Genomic DNA, 22,440 nt, shown 5'->3' on the forward strand with positions numbered 1-22,440 from the left:
CGTAAAAAAACACGGCAGTTGCTTTTGTAGGAGCGCGCTTGCCCGCGAAGAGGCCGGTACATCCGGCACATTTGCGGTGCCTGGACTTCAGCATTCGCGGGCAAGCGCGCTCCTACAGGTGCGTGACCAACGGGGTTAGATATCCAACACCAGATTGATCGCGACGTTGCGCCCCGGCTCGGTCAGGCGGTCCAGGCTGGCGGGCGCGGTTACGCCCGCTTCACCGACGCCGTCGTAGCCGCGCACGTCCTCCCACTGCCAGTATTTCTTGTCGGCCAGGTTGTACAGGCCGCCGCTGACCGTCACGTCGTCGGTCACTTTGTAGAAGCCGGTCAGGTCCAGCACACCAAAGCCGGGTGTCTTGAACTGAGTCGACGAACCGTCCGGTGCATGGAAGTTGGTGTCGTCCACCCGGGTCTTGCGCTTGACCAAGGTCCAGCTCAGCAAGCCGCCGTAGTTGTCGTGGTCATAACCCAGACCGAACACGCCGGTCAGCGGGTTGATGCTGTTGATCGGCTGGCCGGTGTCGTCATTGCGGCCGTACAGGTAGGCCAACGAGCCTTGGGTATAGAGGCCTTCAGGTGCGCCGAAGCTGTCCAGGTTCAGGCGACCTTTAAGCTCCACGCCTTTGATCGTGGCGTGCTTGATGTTGTTGGACTGGAACACCGCTTCGGTCGAGGTCGCCGGTTGAATGGCGTCTTCATTAATGAAGTCGCGGTATTTGTTGTAGAACACTGCCACGTCGAACGAGCCCTCGTCGAAACGCCCACGCAGACCGGTTTCGTAGCTCTTGCTCTTCTCCGGCTCAAGGTTCGGGTTAGGCTCGACGATGTAACCGGTATTCAGGTTCTCGAAGCGGCCATACAGCGCCTTGGCGCTCGGTGTGCGGAAGCCTTCGGCGTATTGGCCGTACCAGGTGTAGGCGTCGTCGATCGCGTACGTCACGCCCAGTTTGGGCGACAGGCGATGCCATTTCTTCTCTTTGTCGTTGAACTGGTCCTTGCTGGTCAGGCTGACGGCGCGGAGAAACTCGTCGGTGGCGTGCGGGTTGAGCGTGGTGTAGTCATAGCGCGCACCCGGCATGAAGGTCCAGTCGCCCCATTTGATCTGATCCTGGGCGAACAGTGCGTAGGTGTTGATCGTCGGGTCCGGGAAGTCGCTGTTCGGCGCCAGGCTGTCGGACGCCGTCGGGCTCGTCGCTCCGATGGTACGGCATGTGCCAAGCACGGCGGCGCAGGTGGCGGTGCCGCTGCGTTCGCCGGTGACTTTCTGTTGTTTGAGTGTGGTGCCGTAGGTCAGCAGGTGCTCGGTGTCGGCGATGCTGAAAGCCTTGTCCAGTTGGGCATCGAAGATCCACTGGCGCTCTTTGTAGGTGGTATCGCGCGTACGCCAGACATCGCGGCTGCCCGGCACATACCGCTCGATGGTGTTCTGGTCGGTTTTGGCGATCTGGTAATTCAGGCTCCACTTGACGTTGTCGACCAGCAGGCTGTCCAGCGCGAAGGTGTTTTCCAGACCGAAACGTTCACGGGTGATGACGTCGTTGCCTTCGCGTCCTCGGTAGAAGCCGAACCCACGGCCACCTGTGAACGGCCCGCCCACCGCGCTTTTCTGGTTGGTGTGTGTGTCGTCCTTGTACTTCTCGTAGGTGAACGCCAGCCGGTCGTTGTCGCCATAGTTCCAGCCCAGCTTGGCCAGCACGTTAGTCGCACGAACGTCTTCCGGGTTGGCGGCCGTGCGACTCAGGCCAGTGCCGCCGTGTTCGCCATAGGATTCGGTTTCGCGGCCATTGCGCTGGCTGACGTGCAGCAAGCCGTCGAAATCGCCTTCACGACCTGCCACCGTCGCTGAGTTCAGCCAGCTGTCGTCCGCTGAGCTGTAACCGGTTTTCAGGCGAGCACCGACGTCTTTGCCCGGCTTGATGATGTCTTCCGGGTCGAGCGTGTAGTAGCTGACCGCACCACCGATCGCGCTGCTGCCGTACAAGGCAGAGGCAGGGCCGCGCAGGATTTCGACGCGCTTGATGATTTCCGGGTCGACGTAGTTGCGATGGGTGTTGGCGTAAGGGCCGGAGAAATAGTTGTCGGGCACTTCGACGCCGTCGACTTGCGTGAGGATCCGGTCGCCATCGATCCCGCGGATGTTGTAGCCGCTGGTGCCCGCACGTTGGCCCGCGCCGCCCACGGAAACCCCGGGTTCATAGCGCACCAGATCACGAATGGTGTTCACGTTCTGCCGATCCAGTGCTTTGCGGTCGTGCACCGTGACCGTGCTGGGCACCGAGTCCACCGATTGCGCCTGACGCGTGGCGCTGACCGTCACTTGCTCCAGCGCCAGGGCGCCGGTGCTGCTGCGTTTTTCCAGCACGACGTTGTTATTGCCCAGGCTGCGATAGTTCAGGTTGCTCCCCACGAGCAGACGATCCAGCGCTTTTTCTGCGGACATCGTGCCGCTGACGCCGGGCGACGTCACGTTCTGCGCCAGATCCGACGCCATGCCGACCTGCCAGCCCGTGATCTTGCTGAATTCGTTCAGCGCCGACACCAGCGGTTGCTGATTGATCGAGAACGGGTAGCTGCCCGCCACGCGTGCCGGTTGTTCGGCGGCGGCAGTGGGCGCGCTGTGAAGACCCGCGGCGAATACTGCAACGGTCAGCAGCGAGAGGGTGAAATGGCGGGTGGTTCGCGGTGAGTCGGGTGTGGCGGGGGTGAACGTGGACGGCATCGATAGCGCTCCCTGTCATGCGGGTCTTTATAGTGTTGGCAAGTGCTTCGTTAATAGGAATCACTTGCATTGGCTATAACGAGACGTACGACGAACGGCTATCGCGTAAAAATAATTATCCTCAGTCCAGAATCACCAGCGCAGGCAGCTCGTGCAGGCGTGCGGAGGTGATGTGTGCCAGCGAGCGCACCACGTCGATCGGGTTGTCCAGGCGGTAATTGCCGGTCACGGCGACCTGATCCAGTCGGGTGTTGGCGCTGACGATCCAGCCCGGGTAATAGCGCCTTAACTCGGCCAGGACTTCGCTCATCGGGCAGTTATCAAAGATCAATCGTCCCTGAATCCAGGCCAGATCCTTGTTCGGGTCGGTTTTTTCACGATGGCCAACGCCGTCTGGCCCGACCCGCAGGCTGTCCCCGGCGCCAAGACTCACTTGAGACTGGCCTTGGGTCGCCTGCACGTTCACCGCGCCGCGCTCGACCTGAATCTGCGCCACGCCGTCCAGGTAGCGGACGGCGAATGCGGTGCTGCTGGCGCTCATGCGCACCGGACCGGCTTCGACTTCCAGTGGCAAACCCTTGGCGGTCGGAACTTCGAAGAAGGCTTCACCTTGATACAGACGCGCGATGCGTTGGCGGTCATCCAGTTCGCTGGAGAACGCGGATCGGGTATTGAGTAGCACCTTCGAACCGTCCGAAAGCTCCAGCCGCTGGCGCTCTCCGGCGACGGTCAAGTGGTCAGCTTTGAATCGCAAGGGCAGGTCGCTGAAATTGAATAGCCCCAGCAACAACGCCGCCGCAGTGGCCAAGGGCACCCAATGTGGGCGCAGGCGGCGCAGCCTCGAAGGCTTTTTGGGTGCAGCCAGCTGAACGGCCGCTTCCAGCACGGGCTGCGAATTCCAGACCGCCTCGGCCTGGGCGAAGGCCTCGCGGTGCGCAGGGTCGGCCGCCAGCCACGCCTGAAAACAGGCGTGCTGCTGCGCGTTGGCATCGTCCAGTTCGATCAGCCAGTTCAGGGCTTGATCCATGGCGCGGTCATCCCGCACTTCGGCTGCCTGACCGGGGCCAGGTGAGTGAGAGTCCGTCAAGGAGCGTCCTCGGGTACACGGTTTGGGGCGGAAGTTTAGCGCTTACAGTCGCTGACGGTCCGCCGGGTTTCTTATGGTATGGATCAAGCCGCTCTCATCAGCGATCGAGTCGGGCTGCGACAACGACGCAAATCGCCATGATCAGCTTGAGTTCCTTTTGCACAGTGCTGGCCGAAACGCCCAACTGCTCGGCGATCTCCAGGTAACTGGCGCCATGAAGGCGACTGAGTGTGAAGATTTTCTGCTGCCTGGGCGTTAGTTTTTCCAGGCTGGCGCTCAGGCCTTCCAGCAGACGATTGGCGTGGGCAGCATCCTCCAGCGCAGGGTCGGGTGCGACCACGTTGTGAATGTCGGCAATCGGCGCATCGTCGACGATGGTGCGCGAATGGATTCGGTGGGCGCGCAAGTGATCCAGCGCCAGATTGCGCGCAGTCTGGAAAACGAACGGCTCAAGGTGGGCGATCGCGCGTTCACCCAACGCACGGGTCACGCGCAGGTAGGTTTCCTGCAGCAAGTCTTCGGCGGTGCTGGGGTTGCGGACCATGCGTTGCAGGGTGCGCAGCAGGATCGTTCGTCGTGCGAGAAAAACATCATTGAAGTGAGACTGACTCACGAGGATACCCGACCAGAAATTCAGCGAATGATAATGCTTATCATCTGCCTCAAAGGCAAGGCGGGAAGTTGCAAAGGAAATGTAAAGGCAGGTACGGCGAGGCTGTCTACTGTGGGAGCGAGCTTGCTCTGGGCCGCATCCGGACGAAGAGGCCGGAACATCCTGCACATTTGCTGTGAATGGACTTCAGCCTTCGTCCGGATGCGGCCCAGACCAAGCGCGCTCCTACAAGGGTTACTCGGCGTTCATCAACGCCAGGCAGTTGTCGAGCATGCGGTTGGAGAAACCCCATTCGTTGTCATACCAGGCCAGCACCTTCAGCAGGCGACCGCTGACTTTGGTGTGGTTGGCGTCGAAGATCGATGACAGCGGGTTGTGGTTGAAGTCGTGAGAAACCAGCGGCAGGGTGTTGTAACCCAGGATTTTCGAGTGTTGCGCCGCTTCCTTCATGATCGCGTTGACCTCATCGGCCGTTGCATCGCGCTTCAGCTGAATGGTCAGGTCGACCAGCGATACGTTGATCACCGGTACGCGTACCGCCATGCCGGTCAGCTTGCCGGCCAGTTCAGGCAGCACCAGACCCACGGCTTCGGCCGCGCCGGTCTTGCTCGGGATCATCGACTGGGTCGCCGAACGCGCGCGGTACGGGTCGGTGTGGTAGACGTCGATCAGGTTCTGGTCGTTGGTGTAGGCGTGAATCGTGGTCATCAGACCGCTTTCGATACCCAGCTCACGGTTCAATACCTGTGCCACCGGCGCCAGGCAGTTGGTGGTGCAGGAGGCGTTGGAAATCACCTGGTGCGACTGACGCAGCACATCATGGTTGACGCCGTAGACCACGGTGGCGTCGGCGCCTTTGGCGGGCGCGGAGATGATGACCTTCTTGGCGCCTGCGGTGATGTGGGCCGCGGCCTTGTTGCGGTCGGTGAACAGACCGGTGCATTCGAACACCACGTCAATGTTCTCGGACTTCCACGGTAGCTCGGCCGGGTTGCGGATGGCGCTGACCGAAATACGGTCACCATTGACGGTCAGGCTTTCCTTGTCGTGCTCCACGGTCCCGTCGAACTGTCCATGCACGGTGTCGTATTTGAGAAGGTGGGCGTTGATCTCGCTGTCGCCCAGATCGTTGATGGCGACGACCTGCAGGTCCTGACGATAGCCTTGGGTATAGAGTGCGCGTAGGACGTTGCGGCCGATTCGGCCAAAGCCATTGATTGCGATGCGGAGAGTCATACACCCGTCCTCAGTGAATTTGTTGTTGGAATTACAAGATTATTCTCATAAAAATAGAAAACAAGCCTTTTTAGTGGCAGTATTTTGTTTTATCTACAAATAGAAACCCGTAAGGCCATCACAACTGTCTGAAAATCAAAGCCTTTGCTGAAGCGTTTCATTGGGGGCATGATTCCACGACGGTTTTTTGTAAGCGCCTGAACGGGTGACCACATCCGCTAGCCTGGAGTTCATGACAATGCATCCCCGCGTCCTTGAGGTAACCGAACGGCTGATTGCTCGCAGCCGTGAAACCCGTCAGCGCTATCTGCAATTGATCCGGGGCGCGGCGAGCGACGGTCCGATGCGCGGCAAGCTGCAATGCGCAAACTTTGCGCATGGCGTTGCGGCCTGTGGCACCGAAGACAAGAACAGTCTGCGCATGATGAACGCGGCCAACGTGGCCATCGTGTCTTCGTACAACGACATGCTGTCGGCGCATCAGCCCTACGAACACTTCCCGGAACAGATCAAAAAGGCCCTGCGTGAAATCGGCTCGGTCGGTCAGTTCGCGGGCGGCGTGCCGGCCATGTGCGACGGCGTGACCCAAGGCGAGCCGGGCATGGAACTGAGTATCGCCAGTCGAGAAGTCATTGCGATGGCAACGGCAGTCGCGCTGTCTCACAACATGTTCGACGCGGCGTTGATGCTGGGCATCTGCGACAAAATCGTGCCGGGCCTGCTGATGGGGTCCCTGCGCTTTGGTCACCTGCCGACGATCTTCGTCCCTGGCGGTCCGATGGTCTCGGGCATATCCAACAAGGAAAAAGCCGACGTGCGCCAGCGGTATGCCGAAGGCAAGGCCACCCGTGAAGAACTGCTGGACTCGGAAATGAAGTCCTACCACGGTCCGGGCACCTGCACCTTCTACGGCACGGCGAACACCAACCAGCTGTTGATGGAAGTCATGGGGCTGCACTTGCCGGGCGCCTCCTTCGTCAATCCTTACACACCGCTGCGTGATGCCCTGACCCGCGAGGCGGCGTATCAGGTGACGCGTCTGACCAAACAAAGCGGCGAATTCATTCCACTGGGTGAGATTGTGGACGAGCGTTCGCTGGTCAACTCGATTGTTGCCCTGCACGCGACGGGTGGTTCCACCAACCACACGCTGCACATGCCGGCCATCGCTCAATGCGCGGGCATTCAGCTGACCTGGCAGGACATGGCGGACTTGTCCGAGGTCGTGCCGACCCTGAGCCACGTCTATCCAAACGGCAAAGCCGACATCAACCACTTCCAGGCGGCAGGCGGCATGTCGTTCCTGATCCGCGAACTGCTCGATGCCGGGCTGTTGCACGAAGACGTCAACACTGTGGTCGGTCGGGGCCTGCGTCGTTACACCCAGGAGCCGTTCCTCGATGACGGCAAACTGGTGTGGCGCGACGGCCCGATCGACAGCCTGGACGAAAACATCCTTCGCCCGATCGCCCGTCCGTTCTCGCCGGAAGGCGGCTTGCGTGTGATGGAAGGCAACCTGGGGCGCGGCGTGATGAAAGTATCGGCCGTCGCGCTGGAACATCAGATCGTCGAAGCACCCGCCAAAGTGTTCGAAGATCAGCAGGACCTGGCCGACGCGTTCAAGGCTGGCGAGCTGGAGTGTGACTTCGTCGCGGTCATGCGTTTTCAGGGGCCACGCTCCAACGGCATGCCAGAGCTGCACAAGATGACGCCGTTCCTCGGCGTGCTGCAGGATCGCGGGTTCAAGGTCGCGCTGATCACTGACGGTCGCATGTCCGGCGCCTCGGGCAAAATCCCGGCCGCGATCCACGTGTGCCCCGAAGCCTCCGATGGTGGCCCATTGGCACTTGTGCGTGATGGGGACCTCATTCGGGTAGATGGCGTGAAAGGGACATTGCAAGTTCTGGTCGAACCGGCAGAATTGGCCGCCAGAGAGCCGGCAATCGGTCGACTGTCCCACAACGTGGGCACCGGTCGCGAGCTGTTCGGTTTCATGCGTATGGCCTTCAGCTCGGCAGAGAAGGGCGCCAGCGCCTTTACTTCGAATCTGGAGACGCTCAAGTGACATTGGCGATGGTGGGTGATATCGGCGGCACAAATGCTCGTTTTGCCATTTGGGAAGACGACCAGTTGCATTCGGTCCGGGTGTTTCCGACGGTCGATTACGCCAGTCCCGAGAAGGCCTTGCTGGTTTATCTGCAGGACCTGGAATTGCAACTGGGGGATGTCGGCTCGATCTGCCTGGCGGTCGCCGGGCCTGTGACCGGTGACGATTTCCACTTCACCAACAGCCACTGGAAGATCAACCGGCAGGCGTTCTGCGCGGCGCTCAAGATCGACAACCTGGTCATGGTCAACGACTTCACGGCCATGGCCCTGGGCATGACCCGGCTGCGTGACGACGAGTACCTGACCGTGCGTCACGGCAAGGGCGATCCGAAAGGTGCGCGCGTGGTGATCGGTCCGGGCACCGGCCTGGGTGTCGGCACCTTGATCCGCACCGGCGAAAGCCACTGGACCGCAGTGCCGGGCGAGGGCGGCCATGTCGACCTGCCGATCGGCAATCCGCGCGAGGCCATGTTGTGGATGCGGCTGATGGCCGAGCATGAACATGTGAGTGCCGAAACCATTTTGAGCGGTGCCGGTCTGTTGCTGCTGTATCAGGTCAGCTGTGCGCTGGACGAAGTCGAGCCGGTGTTGAAGTCGCCAGCGGCGATCACCTCGGCGGCGATCAAGGGTGACCCTGTGGCGAGTGCCGTGCTCGAACAGTTCTGCGTATTTCTCGGCCGTGTCGCGGGCAACAATGTACTGACCGTCGGTGGCCGTGGTGGCGTTTATATCGCAGGCGGTGTGATTCCGCGATTCGTCGACTTTTTCATGCAGAGCGGGTTTAACAAGGCCCTGGCGGAAAAAGGCATGATGAAGGATTACTTCAAGGATGTGCCGGTGTGGCTGGTAACGGCCGAGTACCCTGGCTTGATGGGCGCTGGCGTGGCGTTGGATCAGGCGCTGGCAGCGCAAGGATAAGTTCGCAACATGCTGTAGGAGCGCGCTTGCCCGCGATTGCGACCTTTCAGTCACAGACGTGTCGTCTGGACGCACGCATCGCGGGCAAGCGCGCTCCTACAGTGGATTGTGCTCGCCGCCATTTTAGCGAGCCAACCCAACCCTTGTAGGAGCCGGCTTGCTGGCGATAGAGGCGTATCTGACGGCATCAATGTGGCTGCCCGAACGTAATCGCCAGCAAGCCAGCTCCTACACTGTGTTATCTGTGCCCAGAACAACAATTTCAGTGCCTACAAGGACGACCAAAGTGAACGCTGTCAGTAAATCGATTCTGGTGGTCGACGATGACCAGGAGATTCGTGAGTTGCTGCAAGCCTACCTGAGCCGCTCTGGCTTTCAGGTGCGTACCGTCGGCGATGGCGCCCAGTTCCGTCAGGCGTTCAATGACGAGCCGAGCGACTTGCTGATTCTCGACGTCATGCTGCCCGACGAAGACGGCTTCAGCCTGTGTCGCTGGGTCCGGCAGCACCCGCGCCAGCCGCACGTCCCGATCATCATGCTCACTGCCAGTTCCGACGAGGCGGACCGGGTCATCGGTCTGGAGCTCGGTGCCGACGACTACATGGCCAAGCCCTTCAGCCCGCGTGAACTCCAGGCGCGCATCAAGGCGTTGCTGCGCCGCGCCCAATTCGGTCAGGAACGTTCGGGTGGCGAGGTGCTGGTGTTCGATGAGTGGCGTCTGGACATGGTCAGCCACCGACTGTTTCACAACGATGGTGAAGAGGTGATCCTCTCCGGCGCCGACTTCGCGTTGCTCAAATTGTTTCTCGACAACCCGCAGCAGATCCTCGACCGCGACACCATCGGCAATGCCACGCGGGGTCGTGAGCTGATGCCGCTGGAGCGCATCGTCGACATGGCCGTGAGCCGCCTGCGTCAGCGGTTGCGCGACACCGGCAAGGCGCCGCGATTGATTCGCACCGTGCGAGGCAGTGGTTACCTGCTGGCGGCCAACGTGCTGCCGCAAGCCAGCAACGGTTACTGATTGCCAATGGTGACCGAGAAAAAGCGTCGTCTTCCGGTACCGCGCTCACTGCTGGGGCGCATGCTGCTGTTGACCTTGCTGGCCGTGCTGCTGGCGCAAACCCTGTCCAGCCTGATCTGGCTTTCCCAGCTGCGCGCCACGCAAATGGAAGGCCTGATCACCAGTGCCCGCAGCCTGGGTTATTCCATGTCAGCGAGCGTCAGTTACTTCCGCTCGCTGCCGGTCGCGTTTCGTCCTCTGGTGCTTGATCAACTGCGCAGCATGGGCGGGACGCGTTTCTTCGTATCGCTCAACGATCGTCCGCTGGACATGCAGGTGCTGGAGCCGACCGTGCGCAAGTCGGCGGTTATCAACGTGGTCGGACAGGTGTTGCGGCAGAATCTGGGCGCTGACCCGGACATCCTCGTCCGCTTCGTGCGTCCGGAAGACCTGCGCATCTTCAACAGCGGCCTGAAACTCGACGAGCTGCCACGTTCATGGGCGCATTACGCGTTGACGCTGGAACCGGTGAATCCGCCGGTTCTGGTGACCCAGATTGAGCTGTCACCGGGGGAATGGCTGTACATCGCGTCGCTCTTGCCCGAGCCGTACACCATGCTCGAAGAGGAAGGCCTGCCGTCGCAGCAGGTCTGGTTCATTGGCCTGACGAGTATCTTCCTGCTGGTGTTTATCGGCTTGCTGGTGCACTGGCAAAGCGGCCCGCTCAAGCGGCTGGCCCGTGCGGCGAGGGACCTGTCGCTGGGCGCCGACGTCGAACCGGTGGTGGAGGGCGGCGGTAGCGAAGTGATCGAGGTGACGCGTGCGTTCAACACCATGCGCGATCGCATCAGCCGCTACCTGACCGAGCGCGGGCAGTTGTTCAGCGCCATTTCCCACGACCTGCGCACGCCCATCACGCGCTTGCGTCTGCGAGTGGAACTGCTGGAAGACGAGGAAATGCAGGTCAAGTTCACCCGCGATCTCGACGAGCTGGAACTGCTGGTCAAAGGCGCTTTGCAGTGCGTGAAGGACACCGACATTCACGAAAACATCGAGCCGGTGGACCTCAATCACGCACTCGATTGCCTGATCGAACCGTACCTGGCCCCTAACGGTGGCGGCCGCGTGACATTGAAGGGCAAGGCCATGTCGATGTTTTACGGCAAGCCGCTGGCGTTGAGGCGTTGCATGGGCAACCTGATCGACAACGCCATCAAGTACGGCGACAAAGCGCACCTATACGTTGAGGACGATGCAGAAGCGTTCGTGCTGCACGTCGAGGACGAGGGGCCGGGTGTGCCCGAACAACGACTGGAGCAGGTGTTCGAGCCGCATTTTCGGCTCGCGGGCAAGCAGCAGCAGGGCTACGGCCTCGGTCTGGGGATCGCCCGTAACATTGCCCACAGTCACGGCGGCGAAGTGACCCTGCAAAACCTGCGCGACGGTGGTTTGCGGGTGACGCTGTACCTGCCGCGCGGGGTGGAGTGAGCGCCGACCTCGGTCACTGTAGGAGCGCGCTTGCCCGCGATTGCGGTGGGTCAGTTACCCGCAAGGTTTTTGACCCGCCGCAATCGCGGGCAAGCGCGCTCCTAAAGGTTTAGATCCAAGGTTTCTTGAATGTCACCATCCAGTGACACTCGCGCGTCCCTTCGTTACCGTCCGTGCAAGTCGCTTGTTTAGAATCCATGCAGCGCAAGCGCCAAGACTTGCTCATGCATAACAACAATAAAGGTCAAATAGATGAATTCGATTTCCCGTCTCGCAGCACTCATTTCTCTCGCCTCGTTGTTCCCTCTGAGCGCCATGGCCGCTGATTCCAAAGGCACTGTCGAAGTCGTCCACTGGTGGACTTCCGGTGGCGAAAAAGCGGCTGTCGACGTGCTCAAGGCCCAAGTTGAAAAAGACGGTTTCACCTGGAAAGACGGCGCTGTCGCCGGCGGCGGCGGTTCGACGGCCATGACTGTTCTGAAGAGCCGCGCTGTGGCTGGCAACCCGCCCGGCGTCGCCCAGATCAAAGGTCCGGACATTCAGGAATGGGCCTCTACCGGCCTGCTCGACACCGACGTGCTGAAAGACGTTTCCAAGCAGGAAAAGTGGGACAGCCTGCTCGACAAGAAAGTCTCCGATACCGTGAAGTACGACGGTGATTATGTGGCCGTACCGGTGAACATCCACCGCGTGAACTGGCTGTGGATCAACCCGGAAGTCTTCAAGAAAGCCGGTATCGAAAAAGCCCCGACCACCCTCCAAGAGTTCTACGCTGCGGGCGACAAGCTCAAGGCGGCAGGCTTCATCCCTCTGGCTCATGGTGGCCAGCCTTGGCAGGACAGCACCGTTTTTGAAGCCGTCGTACTGTCCGTGATGGGCGCTGACGGTTACAAAAAGGCGCTGGTCGATCTGGACAATGGCGCGCTGACCGGTCCGGAAATGGTCAAGTCGCTCACCGAGTTGAAGAAAGTCGCCACCTACATGGATCCCGACGGCAAAGGCCAGGACTGGAACCTGGAAGCCGCCAAGGTTATCAACGGCAAGGCCGGCATGCAGATCATGGGTGACTGGGCCAAGTCCGAATGGACTGCCGCCAAGAAAGTCGCTGGCAAGGACTACGAGTGCGTCGCCTTCCCGGGCACCGACAAGGCATTCACCTACAACATCGACTCTCTGGCTGTGTTCAAGCAGAAGGACGCAGGTACGGCTGCCGGTCAGCAGGACATCGCCAAGGTCGTTTTGGGTGAAAACTTCCAGAAAGTCTTCAGCATCAACAAGGGCTCGATCCCGGTTCGTAACGACATGCTGGCCGACATGGGCAAGTACGGTTTCGACTCGTGCGCCCAGACGGCTGCCAAAGACTTCCTGGCGGACGCCAAGACCGGCGGCCTGCAACCAAGCATGGCGCACAACATGGCGACCACGCTGGCTGTTCAAGGCGCATTCTTTGATGTCGTGACCAACTTCATCAACGACCCGAAAGCCGATCCGGCCGATGCCGCGAAAAAGCTGGGTGCTGCGATCAAGTCCGCTAAATAACGCGTAGCAGCAAAGTCTGCAGGAGCGCGCTTGCCCGCAATTGCGGTGTGTCATTGAACGACCATTGTCTGATTTGACGCATCGCGGGCAAGCGCGCTCCTACAACCGGCAGCGTGTTCGCAATCTTCTTTTTCTGTACTGGATTTCACCATGAGTTCTGTTGCTGTGTTCAGCAAAGCCTCGCCGTTCGATGCACTGCAGCGCTGGCTACCCAAACTGGTGCTGGCGCCCAGCATGTTCATCGTATTGGTGGGCTTCTACGGCTATATCCTGTGGACGTTCATTCTGTCGTTCACCAACTCGACTTTCCTGCCGACCTACAAGTTCGTAGGCCTGGCGCAATACGCACGGCTGTTCGACAACGACCGCTGGTGGGTCGCGAGCAAGAACCTGGCGGTGTTTGGTGGCATGTTCATCGGCATCAGCCTGGTCGTCGGTGTGATGCTGGCGGTGTTCCTTGACCAGCGCATCCGCCGCGAAGGTTTCATCCGCACCGTTTACCTGTACCCGATGGCGCTCTCGATGATCGTCACCGGTACGGCCTGGAAATGGTTGCTCAACCCGGGCATGGGTCTGGACAAACTGCTGCGTGACTGGGGCTGGGAAGGCTTCCGTTTCGACTGGCTGATCGACCCTGACCGCGTGGTGTACTGCCTGGTGATCGCTGCCGTCTGGCAGGCATCGGGCTTCATCATGGCGATGTTCCTGGCCGGCCTGCGTGGCGTTGATCAGTCGATCATCCGTGCAGCGCAGATCGATGGCGCAAGCATGCCGAAGATCTACTGGAAAGTGGTGCTGCCAAGCCTGCGTCCGGTGTTCTTCAGTGCGGTGATGATCCTGGCGCACATCGCGATCAAGAGTTTCGACCTTGTTGCGGCCATGACCGCTGGCGGCCCGGGTTATTCGTCCGACCTGCCTGCGATGTTCATGTACTCGTTCACCTTCAGCCGTGGCCAGATGGGTATGGGCTCGGCCAGTGCGATTCTGATGCTCGGTGCGATTCTCGCCATCCTCGTGCCTTACCTGTATTCCGAGCTGAGGACCAAGCGCAATGACTAGTCTCGCCGCCAAACCTTCCATCAGCCTGAGCCGGATCGCGATCTATGCCGTGCTCATCGGCGCGGTGCTGATTTACCTGATTCCGCTGGTGGTGATGTTGCTGACCAGTTTCAAATCGCCCGAAGACATCGGTAGCGGCAACCTCCTGAGCTGGCCAACCGAAGTCACCGGTATCGGCTGGATCAAGGCATGGGCCACCGTCAAAGGCTACTTCTGGAACTCGATCATGATCACCGTTCCGGCGGTGCTGATCTCCACCGCGATCGGTGCGTTGAACGGCTACGTGCTGTCGATGTGGCGCTTCCGCGGCTCGCAGATGTTCTTCGGTCTGCTGTTGTTCGGCTGCTTCCTGCCGTTCCAGACCGTGCTGCTGCCAGCGTCGTTCACGCTCGGCAAGATGGGCCTGGCCAGCACCACGACCGGCCTGGTATTCGTCCATGTGGTCTACGGTCTGGCGTTCACCACGCTGTTCTTCCGTAACTACTACGTCAGCATTCCCGATGCGCTGGTCAAGGCTGCACGTCTTGACGGCGCGGGCTTCTTCACCATTTTTCGGCGGATCATTCTGCCGATGTCGACCCCGATCATCATGGTCTGCCTGATCTGGCAGTTCACGCAGATCTGGAACGACTTCCTGTTCGGTGTGGTGTTTTCCAGCGGCGATTCGCAGCCCATCACCGTGGCGCTGAACAATCTGGTCAACACCAGCACGGGCGTCAAGGAATACAACGTGGACATGGCGGCAGCAATGATCGCGGGTCTTCCGACCCTGCTGGTCTATGTGGTCGCAGGCAAGTATTTCGTGCGCGGGCTGACAGCCGGCGCAGTCAAGGGGTAATCATGGCAACGCTTGAGCTTCGCAATGTAAACAAGACTTACGGGGCCGGTCTGCCGGACACCCTGAAGAACATCGAACTGTCGATCAAGGACGGTGAGTTCCTGATCCTGGTCGGTCCTTCGGGCTGCGGTAAGTCGACCCTGATGAACTGCATCGCGGGCCTGGAAAACATTACTGGCGGCGCGATCATGATCGGTGATCAGGACGTCAGCGGCATGAGTCCGAAAGATCGCGACATTGCCATGGTGTTCCAGTCCTACGCGCTGTACCCGACCATGAGCGTGCGCGAGAACATCGAGTTCGGCCTCAAGATTCGCAAGATGAGCCAATCGGCCATCGACGAAGAAGTCGCACGTGTCGCCAAACTGCTGCAGATCGAACACCTGCTCAACCGCAAACCGGGTCAGCTGTCCGGTGGTCAGCAGCAGCGCGTGGCCATGGGCCGTGCACTGGCGCGTCGTCCGAAAATCTACCTGTTCGACGAACCGCTTTCGAACCTCGACGCCAAGCTGCGCGTCGAGATGCGCACCGAAATGAAGCTGATGCATCAGCGTCTCAAGACCACCACCGTCTACGTGACCCACGATCAGATCGAGGCCATGACCCTGGGCGACAAAGTGGCGGTCATGAAGGACGGCATCATTCAGCAGTTCGGTACGCCCAAACAGATCTACAACGATCCGGCCAACCTGTTCGTCGCCAGCTTCATCGGTTCGCCGCCGATGAACTTCATTCCGCTGCGCCTGCAACGCAAGGAAGGGCGTCTGGTGGCGTTGCTGGACAGCGGCCAGGCACGTTGCGAATTGCCGATGAGCATGAGCGATGCAGGGCTTGAAGACCGTGAGGTGATTCTGGGCCTTCGTCCGGAACAGATCGTGTTAGCGTCCGGTGAAAATGCAGGGATGCCGACCCTTCGCGCTGAAGTGCAGGTCACCGAGCCCACCGGTCCCGACACACTGGTATTCGTCACGTTGAACGAGAGCAAGGTTTGTTGCCGCCTGGCGCCGGATGTCGCGCCAGCGGTAGGTGAAACCCTGACCCTGCAGTTCGACCCGAGCAAGGTGTTGCTGTTCGACGCCAAGACCGGGGAACGGCTGGGTGCGTTGGGAAAGTCGCAGGCCGCTGAGAGCATGGGGAACGTCACGCGGCTTAACCGCAACTGATCCCGCACGCGGGTGCACTGCGTTAACGAGCACATCTGACGGGTCGATTTCTGCCGTAAAAACGGCCCGTCAGGCACACGAGGCAAGTGGTTACAACGCTGTTTAGAGCTAATAACAATAAAACGAGGATTTAAGGGATGAAGAAGGTAAAAGGCAAATCGCTTAACCAGTTTCAGCTGATTGGTGGGTTGTCCGTCTTGGGGGCCTTGACGATGTCGGGATCCGCATTCGCACTTGAACCGTTTAATGCCAACGAGCATATGACCGGTGACTGGGGCGGTCTGCGCAAAGAGCTCCATGACAAAGGTTACGACTTCAACCTTGAGTACGTCGGCGAGATGGGCGCCAACGTCAAGGGCGGCTACAACAACGACAAGACCGCGCGCTATAGCGATCAGTTTGCAATCGGCACCTACATCGACCTGGAAAAGGTTTTCGGTCTGAAGGACGCAGAGTTCAAGCTGACCGTCACCGAGCGTAGCGGTAACAACATCTCCAACGACCGTCTGGGTGACCCTCGCATCGGCACACTCAGCTCCTCGCAGGAAGTCTGGGGTCGCGGTCAGACCTGGCGTCTGACCCAGATGTGGATCAAGCAGAAGTACTTCGACGGCGCACTGGATATCAAAGCCGGTCGTATGGGCGAAGGTGAAGACTTCGGCAGCTTCCCGTGCGATTTCCAGAACCTGACGTTCTGTGGCACCCAGGCGGCGAACTATGTCAGCACCTGGTACAACTGGCCGGTCAGCCAGTGGGCCGTCCGCGTGAAATACAACATCACGCCGGAAGTGTTTGCCCAGGTCGGTGTGTACGAGCAGAACCCGTCGTATCTGGAAACCGGGAACGGCTTCAAGCTCAGCGGTAGCGGTGCCAAGGGCACGCTGGTTCCTGTCGAACTGGTCTGGTCCCCCACCCTCAACTCGCTGGCGGGCGAGTACCGGCTGGGTTGGTACTACAGCAGCCCAAGCGCAAATGACTTGAAAGACGACGTCAATGGTCAGCCTCAGGCGCTGACCGGCGCGGAATTCAAATCACACGGCAGCAAACACGGCTGGTGGTTTGTGGCTCAGCAGCAATTGACCACCGTGGGTGGCGATTCGTCCCGTGGCATGAGCGTGTTCTTCAACGCCACCGTGCACGACAAGGCGACCAACTTCGTCGACAACTTCCAGAACGTCGGTCTGGTCTTCAAAGGTCCGTTTGATGCACGTCCAAAAGACGACATCGGCGTAGGCGTTTCGCGTATTCATGTGAACGACAACGTTCGCGATCGTGCTCGCCTCTTGAACCAGGTCAACGGTGTGGACGATTTCGATAATCCGAACTACCTGCCGATTCAGACCACCGAGTACAACTCGGAGATCTACTACGGCGTTCACGTTACCGATTGGCTGACTGTGCGTCCTAACGTGCAGTACGTCGTGCATCCAGGCGGTACAGACCACGTGGATAACGCGCTGGTTGCCGGTATCAAGCTGCAAACCAAGTTCTAAACGTTACATGATTGTGCGGACCGCTCCTCCGCACATCTCTCTCTGATGTGCTTCACAAACGATCAAGGGTCGTGTGTGCTTTACGGGCAGCCAGGCTGCCCGTTTTTTTATCGGGTTATCGCTCCGGATTCGGAGCCTTTTTTATTGTGTGTTGCAGGCGCTCTTACACAGAACAATCGAACCCACTATCCGGACTTGAACAGCAATGGCTATCAGGGACACAGAATCGCTGGAGCATCCTCTTCAGCGCTTTTATACCTCGGTCCGACCTCAGCCGACTTTTCAGTGGGAGCGTTACCAGCAACGTGACGTGCTGGTGATCAATCACCCTCAATGTCAGGCCGTGTTCAGTCGCCAAGGTGGGCAACTTCTGCACTTTCAACCGGCCGGTCAAAAGCCGTGGCTGTGGTGCGCGGCGCAGTGGCCGCAGGTCGGGGCGATTCGCGGCGGCGTGCCTGTGTGCTGGCCATGGGTCGGGCGTCATCCCGGCGAAGGCGGCTGGCCGGCCAACGGATGGGGCCGTCTGCTCGACTGGAAGCTGATCGAAAGCCAGGAGCATGATGCTGGCGTTTCGCTGCATTGGCGCCTTTCGTTATGGGACTGGCAGGCCGATCTCTATGCCGAATTGGGCCAGAGCATGGACTTGCGTCTGGAGACGCAACACGAGGACAGCGAACCCTGTCAGTTCGGTCATGCCTTACACGCCTATTGGCGTATAAGCGACATCGCAGACGTTGCGCTGGAGGGCCTGGATGGCGTTCAGGGTTACGACGAGATCAGTCGCAGTGCCTGTGAGCAGAAGGGTGAATTGAGAGTGCTGGGCAGCTGTCAGCGGGTCTTCGAGCATGCCGGTTCACTGCAACTGTACGACGATGCCTGGCAGCGGCGTTTGAACATTGACACCTGCGACAGCGTCAACACGGCGGTCTGGCATCCGGGCAGTCGACCCTTGCTGGGTGTAGCGGGCAATGAAGCGACCGGATTTCTGCGGGTCGAGGCCGTGTCGGGCGTCGACGACTGCCTGAGCCTGGCACCGGGGGAGCAGGCTCGCTTGAGTTTGCAGGCGAGGCTGGTGCATTAGGCAACCCTTCAATTCAATTCATCATCCGCCGGATAACGGCTGGCGTTGAGGCTTTCCTTGATTTTGCGCAGATGCGGCTGGAAATCCACGCCCCGGCGCAGGGTCATGCCCGTGGCGAGCACGTCCAGTACGGTCAGCTGGATGATGCGTGAGGTCATCGGCATATAGATGTCGGTGTCCTCCGGCAGCGGGATGTTCAGGCTCAGCGTGCTGGCCTTGGCCAGCGGCGAATCGGCGGCGGTCAGCCCCAGCACCGACGCGCCGTTTTCCCGTGCGATGCGCGCCACTTCCACCAGCTCGCGCGTGCGGCCGGTGTAGGAAATGATCACGAACAGCTCACCCGTGTGCGCGACCGACGCCAGCATGCGTTGCATCAACACATCGGCGTGGGCCGTGACCGCCAGATTGAAGCGGAAGAATTTGTGCTGCGCGTCCAGCGCAACGGGAGCCGAAGCGCCGAGGCCGAAGAAGTGGATCTGTCGCGCCTGGATCAACAGGTCAACGGCCTTGCTGATCAGGTTCGGGTCGAGCACCTGACAGACACTGTCCAGTGACGCGATGGCGCTGGCGAAAATCTTGCGGGTGTAGGCTTCCGGATTATCATCGGCTTCAACCGCGCGGCTGACGTAGGCGGCGCCGCTGGCCAGGCTCTGCGCCAGTTGCAGCTTGAGTTCGGGATAGCCACTGACATCGAACGAGCGGCAGAAGCGGTTGACGGTGGGCTCACTGACCTTGGCCGCCTGCGCCAGCGCGGCAATGCTGAAGCGCGTGGCCTGCTGAGGGTTGGTCAGGATCACCTCGGCGACCTTGCGCTCGGCCTTGTTCAATTCTTCAAGACGACTCTGGATCTGCTCCAGAAGATTGCGTACGCGGTCCATTCAAAGTCCTTCTCGTGAAGCGGCAACAGGCTGATTAGAGGGCCTTTATTAAAAAGGTGTGCATCAGGCCCTTTAGCCTGTAGCAAAGGTGGCCTATCGTACTGAGGGCCTGTGGTGATCACCACTGTAATGTGGTTTTGCAAGAAATGTTGTGGTTATTACTACATTTGGCCTTGAGTAACGCCTTTAAAAAAGGTATTTGTAGCCTAACTTGATAAAAGAACCAACATTATGCTCTCGATTACGGTTGAACCGTGCACATTTGCCTTGTTCGGCGCCTTGGGCGACCTGGCGGTGCGCAAACTGTTTCCCGCGTTGTACCAGCTGGACCGTGCCGGACTGCTGCATGCCGAGACCCGAATCCTTGCCCTGGCGCGTGAACCCGGTACGCCAGAGGAGCATCTGGCCTACATCGACAAAAACCTGCGCCGCTTCGTACCGGAGGTCCAGCTCGAGAGTGAACACGTGGAGCGTTTTCAAGCGCGCCTGAGCTACCTGCACGTGGATTTCCTCAGGGGCGATGATTACGTCGCGCTGGCTGAAGCCGTGGGCGATGCGCAGACCATGATCGCGTACTTCGCCACGCCGGCCTCGGTCTACGGCGGGATCTGCGAAAACCTGGCGCGGGTCGGTCTGGCCGATCGCACGCGCGCGGTGCTGGAAAAGCCGATCGGTCATGACCTGGCGTCTTCGCGTCGGGTCAACGATGCCGTCGCCAAGTTTTTCCCGGAAAACCGCGTCTACCGGATCGACCACTATCTGGGCAAAGACACCGTTCAGAACCTCATCGCGCTGCGGTTTGCCAACAGCCTGTTCGAGACCCAATGGAACCAGAACTACATTTCCCACGTCGAGATTACGGTGGCGGAGAAAGTAGGCATCGAGGGGCGTTGGGGGTATTTCGACCAGGCGGGCCAGCTGCGCGACATGATTCAGAACCACCTGTTGCAGCTGCTGTGCCTGATTGCGATGGACCCGCCCAGCGACCTGTCCGCCGACAGTATCCGCGATGAGAAGGTCAAGGTGCTCAAGGCACTGGCGCCGTTCACTCCGGAGCGCTTGGCCACCCAAGTGGTGCGCGGGCAGTACATCGCCGGTTACAGCGAGGGCAAACCGGTTCCCGGTTATCTGGAAGAGGAAAACTCCAACACCCAGAGCGACACCGAAACGTTTGTTGCCATTCGTGCCGATATCCGTAACTGGCGTTGGGCGGGGGTTCCGTTTTATCTGCGCACCGGCAAACGCATGCCGCAGAAGCTGTCGCAGATCGTGATCCACTTCAAGGAACCTCCGCACTACATCTTTGCCCCTGAACAGCGGATGCAGATCAGCAACCGCCTGATCATTCGCCTGCAGCCCGATGAAGGCATTTCGCTGCAAGTGATGACCAAGGATCAGGGGCTCGATAAAGGCATGCAATTGCGCAGCAATCCCTTGCAACTGAGCTTCTCCGACGCTTACCGCAGCGCCCGTATTCCGGACGCCTACGAGCGGTTGTTGTTGGAGGTCATGCGTGGCAATCAAAACCTGTTTGTCCGCAAAGATGAGATTGAGTATGCGTGGCAATGGTGCGACCAGCTGATTGCAGGCTGGAAGAAGGCGGGCGATGCGCCCAAGCCTTACGCCGCGGGCTCTTGGGGCCCGATGAGTTCCATTGCGCTCATTACTCGTGACGGGAGGTCCTGGTATGGCGATATGTGAACTTGAATTTCCGGCTGGCCTGAAAACCAGCGAATTCGATAACCCTGAAGGGCTGGCCAACGCGCTGGCCGACCATGTGGCTGAGCGTCTTGCGGCGGCCATTGTCCATAACCCGCACGGCGTCGCAACGCTGGTGGTGTCCGGAGGCAAAAGTCCCGTGGCATTCTTTCAGGCGTTGGCGCAGAAGCCGATTCAGTGGTCCAAGGTCTGCATCAGTCTGGCCGATGAGCGCTGGGTGCCGACCGAGCATGCCGACAGCAATGCCGGCCTGCTCAAGCGCTACCTCTTTCAGGGGCCCGCAGCAGAGGCCGGTTTTTTCAGCCTGTATCGTCCGACCACTACGCTGGACGAGGCCGCAGCGGCGACGGATGAAGCGCTCAAAGAGCTGCCGAAAATCGATGTGCTGGTCCTAGGCATGGGCGACGACGGCCATACGGCCTCGCTGTTCCCCGATAGCCCTAATTTGGCCGAAGCGCTGGACCTGGACAGCACGCGTCGCTGCCTGCCCATGCTTGCGCCGAGCATACCCCATCAGCGTCTGACGATGACGCGTTCCCTGTTGGCGTCGGCAACGACACCGATCCTGTCCATTTCCGGGCAGGCGAAGCTGGAAACCCTGCGCAAGGCGCTGGCGGGCGACGACCTCGCCGAAATGCCGGTGCGTGCGTTCCTTAACCCGTCTTTAGAGATTTACTGGTGCCCATAAGCAAAGGATCAGCCGCCATGGAAAATACCCAAGTGAAACAGCCGTTGAATAGCATGGCGAGCAAGATTGCCCAGATCGACGAACTCTGCAAAAAAGCAAAGATTCTGCCGGTCATCACCATTGCACGCGAACAGGACGTGCTGCCGCTGGCCGATGCGCTGGCGGCAGGCGGCCTGAACGCGCTGGAAATCACCCTGCGTTCCGAATTCGGCCTCAAGGCCATTCGCATGCTGCGCGATGCGCGTCCTGAACTGAGTGTCGGTGCTGGCACCATTCTCGACCGCCACATGCTCAAGGCTGCGGAAGAAGCCGGTTCACAATTCATCGTCACGCCCGGCAGCACGCAGGACCTACTGGAGGCCGGTGCCCAGAGCGAACTGCCGCTGCTGCCGGGCATCAGCAGCGCGTCGGAAATCATGATCGGTTATGCGCTGGGCTATCGCCGCTTCAAGCTGTTCCCGGCTGAAATCAGCGGCGGCGTCGGCGCGATCAAAGCGTTGGGCGGTCCATTCCCGGAAGTGCGCTTTTGCCCAACGGGCGGCGTCAGCGCCGCGAACCTGAAGAACTACATGGCACAGCCCAACGTGATGTGCGTGGGCGGTACCTGGATGATCGACAACGCATGGGTGAAGAACGGCGATTGGGGTCGTATCACCGATGCCACGGCCGAGGCGATCGCGTTGTTCGACTGATTGAATGATGTCTACGCCCCAAGGATTGATCTTCGACAGCTCCGGTTCATGACGAAGCTGCTCTAATCATCGACAGATGATGAATTCAGCGCCTTGGGGCGCCGCTACAGAA

The 22,440-nt window shown here is 59.9% G+C and carries 18 protein-coding genes; 13 read left to right on the forward strand and 5 right to left on the reverse strand.

The annotated features are described in order from the left end of the window. Nucleotides 1-135 precede the first annotated feature (135 nt). The 4 genes from AB4N84_RS15600 to gap all read right to left on the reverse strand — a co-directional run bounded on the left by AB4N84_RS15600 (nucleotide 136) and on the right by gap (nucleotide 5,660). Nucleotides 136-2,724, reverse strand: a complete 2,589-nt coding sequence (locus AB4N84_RS15600) for a TonB-dependent receptor (RefSeq protein WP_460042151.1) — start codon at nucleotides 2,722-2,724, stop codon at nucleotides 136-138. A 121-nt stretch (nucleotides 2,725-2,845) separates the two neighbouring features. Beyond that, nucleotides 2,846-3,811 (reverse strand): FecR family protein, encoded by a 966-nt coding sequence (locus AB4N84_RS15605; RefSeq protein ID WP_460042153.1) that lies wholly within the window; start codon nucleotides 3,809-3,811, stop codon nucleotides 2,846-2,848. Nucleotides 3,812-3,908: 97 nt separating this feature from the next. Further along, nucleotides 3,909-4,424, reverse strand: coding sequence for an RNA polymerase sigma factor (locus AB4N84_RS15610; protein WP_460042154.1), 516 nt, complete (start codon nucleotides 4,422-4,424; stop codon nucleotides 3,909-3,911). A 234-nt stretch (nucleotides 4,425-4,658) separates the two neighbouring features. Next, entirely contained in the window at nucleotides 4,659-5,660 is a 1,002-nt protein-coding gene (gap, locus tag AB4N84_RS15615) for a type I glyceraldehyde-3-phosphate dehydrogenase (protein ID WP_074753807.1), read from the reverse strand. 238 nt (nucleotides 5,661-5,898) lie between these two features. Here gap and edd point away from each other — a divergent pair, with 238 nt between their 5' ends. The 10 genes from edd to AB4N84_RS15665 all read left to right on the forward strand — a co-directional run bounded on the left by edd (nucleotide 5,899) and on the right by AB4N84_RS15665 (nucleotide 18,351). Further along, complete coding sequence (gene edd, locus AB4N84_RS15620) at nucleotides 5,899-7,725, forward strand: phosphogluconate dehydratase (protein WP_460042156.1); 1,827 nt, start codon at nucleotides 5,899-5,901, stop codon at nucleotides 7,723-7,725. Between the two features lie 8 nt (nucleotides 7,726-7,733). Next, on the forward strand, nucleotides 7,734-8,687 hold the full coding sequence (locus tag AB4N84_RS15625; RefSeq protein ID WP_460047032.1) for a glucokinase: 954 nt from the start codon (nucleotides 7,734-7,736) through the stop codon (nucleotides 8,685-8,687). A gap of 286 nt (nucleotides 8,688-8,973) precedes the next feature. Next, nucleotides 8,974-9,711: a response regulator gene (locus AB4N84_RS15630; protein WP_460042157.1), complete on the forward strand. Its 738-nt coding sequence runs from the start codon at nucleotides 8,974-8,976 to the stop codon at nucleotides 9,709-9,711. Nucleotides 9,712-9,717: 6 nt separating this feature from the next. Further along, the gene (locus AB4N84_RS15635; protein WP_460042158.1) at nucleotides 9,718-11,178 is read left to right on the forward strand and encodes an ATP-binding protein; all 1,461 of its coding nucleotides are present in this window, start codon (nucleotides 9,718-9,720) and stop codon (nucleotides 11,176-11,178) included. A gap of 252 nt (nucleotides 11,179-11,430) precedes the next feature. After that, a complete protein-coding gene (locus AB4N84_RS15640; protein WP_074753817.1) occupies nucleotides 11,431-12,717 on the forward strand; it encodes an ABC transporter substrate-binding protein in 1,287 nt (428 codons plus the stop codon). A 150-nt stretch (nucleotides 12,718-12,867) separates the two neighbouring features. Next, a complete protein-coding gene (locus tag AB4N84_RS15645; protein WP_074753819.1) occupies nucleotides 12,868-13,776 on the forward strand; it encodes a carbohydrate ABC transporter permease in 909 nt (302 codons plus the stop codon). Further along, a complete protein-coding gene (locus AB4N84_RS15650) occupies nucleotides 13,769-14,614 on the forward strand; it encodes a carbohydrate ABC transporter permease (protein WP_062384370.1) in 846 nt (281 codons plus the stop codon). The genes AB4N84_RS15645 and AB4N84_RS15650 overlap by 8 nt, the downstream gene beginning before the upstream one ends. Nucleotides 14,615-14,616: 2 nt before the next feature. Continuing rightward, complete coding sequence (locus AB4N84_RS15655; protein WP_074753821.1) at nucleotides 14,617-15,777, forward strand: ABC transporter ATP-binding protein; 1,161 nt, start codon at nucleotides 14,617-14,619, stop codon at nucleotides 15,775-15,777. A 137-nt stretch (nucleotides 15,778-15,914) separates the two neighbouring features. Further along, nucleotides 15,915-17,270 (forward strand): carbohydrate porin, encoded by a 1,356-nt coding sequence (locus AB4N84_RS15660; RefSeq protein WP_460042159.1) that lies wholly within the window; start codon nucleotides 15,915-15,917, stop codon nucleotides 17,268-17,270. 205 nt (nucleotides 17,271-17,475) lie between these two features. Next, the gene (locus tag AB4N84_RS15665; protein WP_074753825.1) at nucleotides 17,476-18,351 is read left to right on the forward strand and encodes an aldose epimerase family protein; all 876 of its coding nucleotides are present in this window, start codon (nucleotides 17,476-17,478) and stop codon (nucleotides 18,349-18,351) included. Nucleotides 18,352-18,359: 8 nt separating this feature from the next. Here the strand turns inward: AB4N84_RS15665 and AB4N84_RS15670 are convergent, their stop codons facing one another. Beyond that, nucleotides 18,360-19,229 (reverse strand): MurR/RpiR family transcriptional regulator, encoded by an 870-nt coding sequence (locus AB4N84_RS15670; RefSeq protein WP_074753827.1) that lies wholly within the window; start codon nucleotides 19,227-19,229, stop codon nucleotides 18,360-18,362. A 231-nt stretch (nucleotides 19,230-19,460) separates the two neighbouring features. On the opposite strand from AB4N84_RS15670, the gene zwf reads away from it, so the two are divergent. Genes zwf through AB4N84_RS15685 form a run of 3 tightly spaced genes read left to right on the forward strand, consistent with a single transcriptional unit; the run spans nucleotide 19,461 to nucleotide 22,328 of the window. Next, complete coding sequence (gene zwf / locus AB4N84_RS15675) at nucleotides 19,461-20,930, forward strand: glucose-6-phosphate dehydrogenase (RefSeq protein ID WP_074753829.1); 1,470 nt, start codon at nucleotides 19,461-19,463, stop codon at nucleotides 20,928-20,930. Continuing rightward, complete coding sequence (pgl, locus tag AB4N84_RS15680; protein ID WP_460042160.1) at nucleotides 20,917-21,636, forward strand: 6-phosphogluconolactonase; 720 nt, start codon at nucleotides 20,917-20,919, stop codon at nucleotides 21,634-21,636. The genes zwf and pgl overlap by 14 nt, the downstream gene beginning before the upstream one ends. Before the next feature lie 17 nt (nucleotides 21,637-21,653). Then, nucleotides 21,654-22,328 carry a bifunctional 4-hydroxy-2-oxoglutarate aldolase/2-dehydro-3-deoxy-phosphogluconate aldolase gene (locus AB4N84_RS15685; RefSeq protein WP_460042161.1) on the forward strand — a complete coding sequence of 225 codons (675 nt, stop codon included), beginning with the start codon at nucleotides 21,654-21,656 and terminating at the stop codon, nucleotides 22,326-22,328. The last annotated feature ends 112 nt before the right edge of the window (nucleotides 22,329-22,440 follow it).

The sequence above is a fragment of the Pseudomonas sp. S2_H01 genome (assembly GCF_054668305.1).